Genomic DNA, 5,847 nt, shown 5'->3' with positions numbered 1-5,847 from the left:
AAGGTCGGCCCCTACCACGGCAGGTGCGAACCCGCAGGCAATGAAAAGGGCGCCCAGGGCGCCCTTTTCCGTTCTGGCCCTGGTAGCTGCCAACCTTGGTTGGCACAAAGGCGCCGACCAAGGTCGGCCCCTACCACGGCAGGTGCGAACCCGCAGGCAATGAAAAGGGCGCCCAGGGCGCCCTTTTCCGTTCTGGCCCTGGTAGCTGCCAACCTTGGTTGGCACAAAGGCGCCGACCAGGGCCGGCGTCTACCACGGCAGGTGCGAACCAGCAGGCTCCGCACCCGCCCAACCGGCCATTACGGGGCCAGCTTGGCCTTCAGCGCGGCAATCAGCTTCACCGGGGCTTCGGCGGTGGCCGGCAGGCCACGCGGGTCGACCGCGGAGATGTAGGCACCGGCGTCGACGGCGACCACGCGGACCAGGAAGTTGCTGCCTTCATAGGCCACGTCGTACGAACCCAGCAGCTGCGCGCGGGTAGCGATGGTCAGGCCTTCCACGCCTTCCAGCGCGGTACCGACCTTGGCGAAGGCTTCATCCTTGCTGCCGGCAATGGTGAAACCGGTGGCGCTGACGGCGGGGGCAGCGGCGGCCGGGGTGGCCGGCTTGGTCGCCGAGCTCAGGGTCGGCACCTGGTTGTTGCCGGCGCCTGCCGGCAGGTTCAGGTCCGGCGGCACTTCCAGCGGACGCACTTCCGGGGCCAGAGCGTAGTCGCCCTTGACGCCACGCTTGAAGCAACCGGTGGTGCCGGCTGCGGTGGCCACGGCAAGGAGCGCGAAGGACAGCACGCGGACGGCGGAAACGGATTGGCGCATGTGAATCTCCTGGATCAGACCAAGACGGAAGGTCAGTGGCTGGAAAGGGCTTCGAGGGCGGCGATATCGCCGGCGAGATGGTCGGCGGCAGGCGCGTGTGCGGCCGAAAGCGGCAGCAGCGGCAGGCGCAGATCGTGACCGATGCCGATCCGACGCAACAGCGCCTTGACCGGAATCGGGTTGGATTCGACACCGCAGAAGTCATGGAACGGCTGCAGGCGAGCGTCCCAGGATTCAACGGCTTCATGGTCGCGGGCAGCGGCCAGGTCGCACATCCGGCGATAGGCGCCGGGCAGCACGTTGGAACCGACCGAGATCAGACCGTCCATGCCGGCCTGGATCGAACGTGCGGCCGTGCCGTCATCGCCGGTGAGCACGGCAAAGGTCGGGCTGCGCAGGTCAAGCAGTGCCCGCACGCGGCCGGTATCGCCCACCGCTTCCTTGATGCCGACGATGTTCGGATGGCTGGCGAGCTCGGCCACGGTCTCCGGCAGCATGTCGCAGCCGGTGCGGCCGGGCACGTTGTACAGCACCACCGGCACTCCGGCCTGGTCGGCGACCGCGCGGTAATGCGCGATCAGGCCAGCCTGGGTCGGCCGCACGTACGGCGGGGTGACCACCAGCGCGTGGGTGGCGCCAAGCGCGGCAGCACGGCGGGTCTGCTCGATGGTTTTGGCGGTGCCGGACAGGCCGGTACCGGCCAGGACCGGAACGCGGCCGGCGATGCGTTCGACCGCGCTGGCCAGCAGCTGGTCGTACTCCGCATCGGACAGGGTGGCTGCCTCGCCGGTGGAGCCGGCAACGACAACGCCTTGGACGCCGCCCTCCAGCTGCAGGTGCAGCAGGCGCTGCCAACCGTCGGGGTCGAGTGCGCCGTCGGCCCGGAAGGGGGTCGCCAGSGCGGTGATGAGGCCGGAAAKGGACAAGGACGTGCTGCTCTTGGCTGGGGAGGGAAAACGTCCGCCACGGAAGGGCGCGGGCGTTCTGAATGTTACTTGCGGCGCGAAAGCACGGGCAAGTATGCTGGACACCGGTGGATCCCCGCCTCTGGCGGGCATTCAGACTAACGCATGCATTACCCGGAATCGCCTTGACCGACACCACCCCGCGCCCAGCGCCGAGCGAAAACCACCTCCTGATCAACGCCTATACGACGCATCCGGAGTCCCCCCTGTTGTCCGTCACCCGCCGCATCGCCGACAGCGGGTGCAATCTGGTGGATGCACGCCTGGCCACCGTGGGCCGCGATGTCTCGGTGACCGCGCTGGCCACCGGCTCCTGGGATTCGGTCGCCAAGCTGGAAGCGATGCTGACCCGGCTCGAGCGCGAGGAAGGCCTGAAGCTGGTGTGGTATCGCACCGAAGCCAAGCAGGCGCAGTCCAACCTGCTGCCGTACATCGTCGAGGTGATCGCCGCCGACAAGCCGGGCATCCTGTTCCAGTTGGCCGATTTCTTCGACCGCCAGGGCATCACCATCGAGACCCTGCAGAGCACGCGCTACCGCGCCATGCAGACCGGTGCGGAAATGTTCAGCGCACAGGTCACCATCGGCGTGCCGGCCAACATGCATATCGCCGCCCTGCGCGATGATTTCCTCGAGTTCTGCGACCACTTGAACCTGGACGCGATCATGGACCCGATGAAGTTCTGATTGAAACCCTGATTCTTCGCGCGCTCCTCACGGGCGCGTGGCGTTTCATGCAATTGTCGTAGAAAGAACCCAGGCTCGACAGAAGGACCTCATGAACAACGGCGATACCCTGGACAGCACCACCCTTTCCCTGCCGCTGGCGCTGTCCGGCGGCGCCCAGGCCACCCTCGGCGATTACGCCGGCCAGTGGCTGGTGCTGTACTTCTACCCCAAGGACAGCACCCCGGGCTGCACCACCGAGGGCATCGACTTCAACGCACTGCTGCCCGACTTCAGGAAAGCGGGCGCGGTCGTGCTTGGCGTCTCCCGCGACTCGGTGAAGTCCCACGACAACTTCTGTGCCAAGCAGGGCTTCGCGTTCCCGCTGGTCAGTGATGCCGACGAAGCGCTGTGCAGCGCCTTCGACGTGATCAAGATGAAGAACATGTACGGCAAGCAGGTACGTGGCATCGAGCGCAGCACCTTCCTGATTTCCCCCGACAGCCGCATCGTGCAGTCATGGCGCAAGGTCAAGGTCGCCGGCCATGCCGACGCCGTCCTCGCCGAACTGAAGGCCAATCAGTCCAAGTGAGTCCCATCGCCCACTTTGTCCGCCACCACCCTGCCCTGCAGCAGGCCGTGGTGGTTTTTCCCTGTCCGTAACCAGGAACCGATGATGACCCGAGGCAAGCGCATCTACGTGCTGGATACCAACGTGCTGATGCACGATCCCACCGCGCTGTTCAAATTCGAGGAGCACGATGTCTACCTGCCCATGCAGGTGATCGAGGAGCTGGACAACGGCAAGAAGGGCACGACCGAAGCGAGCCGCAATGCCCGCCAGGTCAGCCGCTTCCTCAACGAGCTGGTGCAGGCTTCGGGCCTGGACAACCTGGCCGAGGGCATTCCGCTGCAGCGGCCGCAGGGCCTGCAGCTGCGCGGCAAGCAGAGCRTGGGCCTGCTGCGCTTCCAGACCAGCCATTTCGACGCGGGCAAGAGCTTTGGCAAGGTCATCCCGGACAACGCCATCCTCGGCGCGATCCTGGCGCTGAAGGAAGAAACGCCGGAGATCCCGGTGGTGTTCGTCTCCAAGGACATCAACCTGCGCATCAAGGCGGCCATCGCCGGCATCGTCTCGGAAGACTACGAGAACGACCGCGCGCTGGACGATTTCAGCCTGCTCTACACCGGCGCCACCGAGCTGCCGGAAGACTTCTGGAAGCGCCACGGCGAGGATCTGCGCAGCTGGAGCGACAAGGGCCGCACGCACTACGAAATCCTCGCCCAGGACGGCGAAGAGTGGTACCCGAACCAGTACGTGTACCTGCCGGGCGAAGACGAAGTCGAGCTGCGCGTCAGCAGGATCGTCGGCGATGGCAAGGTGGTGTTGTCGCTGGTCGATGACTTCCGCCACGGCAGCCATGCCGTGTGGGGCATCAGCGCGCGCAACCGCGAGCAGAACTTCGCACTCAACGCACTGATGGATCCGGAGATCGACCTCGTCACCCTGCTCGGTACCGCCGGCACCGGCAAGACCCTGCTGGCACTGGCCGCCGGCCTGGCGCAGACGATGGACCAGCAGCGCTACCGCGAGATCATCATGACCCGCGCCACGGTCAGCGTCGGCGAGGACATCGGCTTCCTGCCCGGTACCGAGGAAGAGAAGATGACGCCGTGGATGGGCGCGCTGACCGACAACCTGGAAGTGCTGACGCACAACCAGGAAGGCGGCACCTGGGGCCGCCAGGCCACCAACGACCTGCTCGCCAGCCGCATCAAGATCCGCTCGATGAACTTCATGCGCGGCCGTACGTTCCTGTCGCGTTACCTGATCCTGGACGAGGCGCAGAACCTGACCCCCAAGCAGATGAAGACGCTGATCACCCGTGCCGGTCCCGGCACCAAGATCGTCTGCCTGGGCAACGTCGAACAGATCGACACCCCGTACCTGACCGAAACCACGTCGGGCCTGACCTACGCCGTGGACCGCTTCAAGAACTGGCCGCACAGCGCGCACATCACGCTGCGTCGCGGTGAACGCTCGCGGCTGGCCGATTACGCCTCGGAGGTGTTGTGAACCGCTGCACCCGTCTGCTGCTGCCATCGCTGGCGGTCGCCATTGCCACGCTGCTCGGTGCCTGCGCGACCACGCAGGGACCGGCCAGCGTGCCGACCACAGAACGCAGTGGCCAGTCCTGGGTGGTCACCCGCCCGATCATCGCCGCGCAGGTGCTCGACACCTGCTCGCGCCCCAGCCCCGGCCGCGAGGCCGGGCGGGTCAGCGGCTACTGGGCACCGAGCCGGCAGCAGGTGGACCAGCTGGAAGCGAAGCTGGCATCGCTGGAAGCGCAGGTGCCGCACGTGCTGGATTTCGATCGCCAGTACGTCGGCATCGAGCTGGACGGAAAGCAGGTGATCTACATCAACGCGTTCCATCTGCCTGAAGACAACAGCCTGCGGCCCGCCCGCGAGGCGGTACGGGTCTGCGATGGCGGCGCGCAGTTCTGGGGCGCGGTCTTCGACCCGGCCAGCGGGACCTTCAGCGAGCTGCAGTTCAACGGCGGCTTCGGCGGGCCCTGAGGGGCCTGCCATGGGAATCCGCCTGCCCACCTGGGTCTGGATCGGCGCGGTCGCCCTGTCGTGCGTGGCCGGCATGGTCAATGTGGTTGGCTTCCTCGGTTTTGAACACCAGGCGGTCAGCCACATGACCGGCAGCACCAGCCAGCTTGGCATGGCACTGGCGCAAGGTGACTGGCGCGCGGTCGGCCATTTGTGGGGGCTGCTGATCGCGTTTTCGCTGGGCGCGATGGTCAGCGGACTGCTGATCCAGGACAGCGCACTGCAGCTCGGCCGGCGCTACGGCGTGGCGCTGGCATTGGAATCGCTGTTGCTGCTGGCGGCCATTCCGCTGTTCAAGCAGCATCAGATATGGGGCGCATTGGCGGCCGCGATGGCCTGCGGACTGCAGAATGCGATGGCCACCACCTTCAGTGGTGCCGTCGTACGCACCACTCATCTCAGCGGCATGTTCACCGACCTCGGCATCGGCCTGGGCCACCTGCTGCGCGGGCTGCCGCTGCAGGTACGACGCCTGACCCTGAGCGGCCTGATCATCAGCGGCTTCCTTGCTGGCGGCGTGATCGGCGCCTGGCTGTTCGTGCGCTGGCAATACGACGCCCTGCTGGCCCCTGCCCTGCTGACCGGCCTGACCGGGCTGGGCTATGTGTCCTACCAGCAGTGGGCGCGCTGGCGGCGTTGAGCATGGCGTCATCCACGCATGGCGTGGTTCTACGTTGTCCATCCGATCTTTTCCGCGATATCCACGCATGGCGTGGATCTACTGCGCAGGAAGCCGTCAGATGCGGGGCGGTGTGGGGCTGCAGGACCGTTGGCGCCATGGAT

General features: G+C 66.4%; 7 protein-coding genes. 5 read left to right on the top strand and 2 right to left on the bottom strand.

Annotated features, from left to right (window positions below; genetic code table 11):
* Positions 1-299 precede the first annotated feature (299 nt).
* Together AC1DJN_RS20235 and dapA are read right to left on the bottom strand one after the other, a co-directional pair.
* Positions 300-815, bottom strand: a complete 516-nt coding sequence (locus tag AC1DJN_RS20235) for a hypothetical protein (protein ID WP_025879442.1) — start codon at positions 813-815, stop codon at positions 300-302.
* A 32-nt stretch (positions 816-847) separates the two neighbouring features.
* Entirely contained in the window at positions 848-1,741 is an 894-nt protein-coding gene (gene dapA, locus AC1DJN_RS20230; protein ID WP_478039969.1) for a 4-hydroxy-tetrahydrodipicolinate synthase, read from the bottom strand.
* 164 nt (positions 1,742-1,905) lie between these two features.
* On the opposite strand from dapA, the gene AC1DJN_RS20225 reads away from it, so the two are divergent.
* The 5 genes from AC1DJN_RS20225 to AC1DJN_RS20205 all read left to right on the top strand — a co-directional run bounded on the left by AC1DJN_RS20225 (position 1,906) and on the right by AC1DJN_RS20205 (position 5,704).
* On the top strand, positions 1,906-2,466 hold the full coding sequence (locus tag AC1DJN_RS20225) for a glycine cleavage system transcriptional repressor (RefSeq protein WP_025879444.1): 561 nt from the start codon (positions 1,906-1,908) through the stop codon (positions 2,464-2,466).
* Between the two features lie 91 nt (positions 2,467-2,557).
* Positions 2,558-3,037: a peroxiredoxin gene (locus tag AC1DJN_RS20220; RefSeq protein ID WP_032977901.1), complete on the top strand. Its 480-nt coding sequence runs from the start codon at positions 2,558-2,560 to the stop codon at positions 3,035-3,037.
* Between the two features lie 84 nt (positions 3,038-3,121).
* Positions 3,122-4,522 carry a PhoH family protein gene (locus AC1DJN_RS20215; RefSeq protein WP_478039967.1) on the top strand — a complete coding sequence of 467 codons (1,401 nt, stop codon included), beginning with the start codon at positions 3,122-3,124 and terminating at the stop codon, positions 4,520-4,522.
* Positions 4,519-5,025, top strand: a complete 507-nt coding sequence (locus tag AC1DJN_RS20210; protein WP_025879447.1) for a hypothetical protein — start codon at positions 4,519-4,521, stop codon at positions 5,023-5,025. Before AC1DJN_RS20215 ends, AC1DJN_RS20210 begins: the two co-directional genes overlap by 4 nt.
* A 10-nt stretch (positions 5,026-5,035) precedes the next feature.
* Positions 5,036-5,704 (top strand): YoaK family protein, encoded by a 669-nt coding sequence (locus AC1DJN_RS20205; protein ID WP_059063786.1) that lies wholly within the window; start codon positions 5,036-5,038, stop codon positions 5,702-5,704.
* The last annotated feature ends 143 nt before the right edge of the window (positions 5,705-5,847 follow it).

It is taken from the genome of Stenotrophomonas sp. 05L414_2 (assembly GCF_056397905.1).
This window is presented reverse-complemented; position numbering and strand designations above follow the sequence as displayed.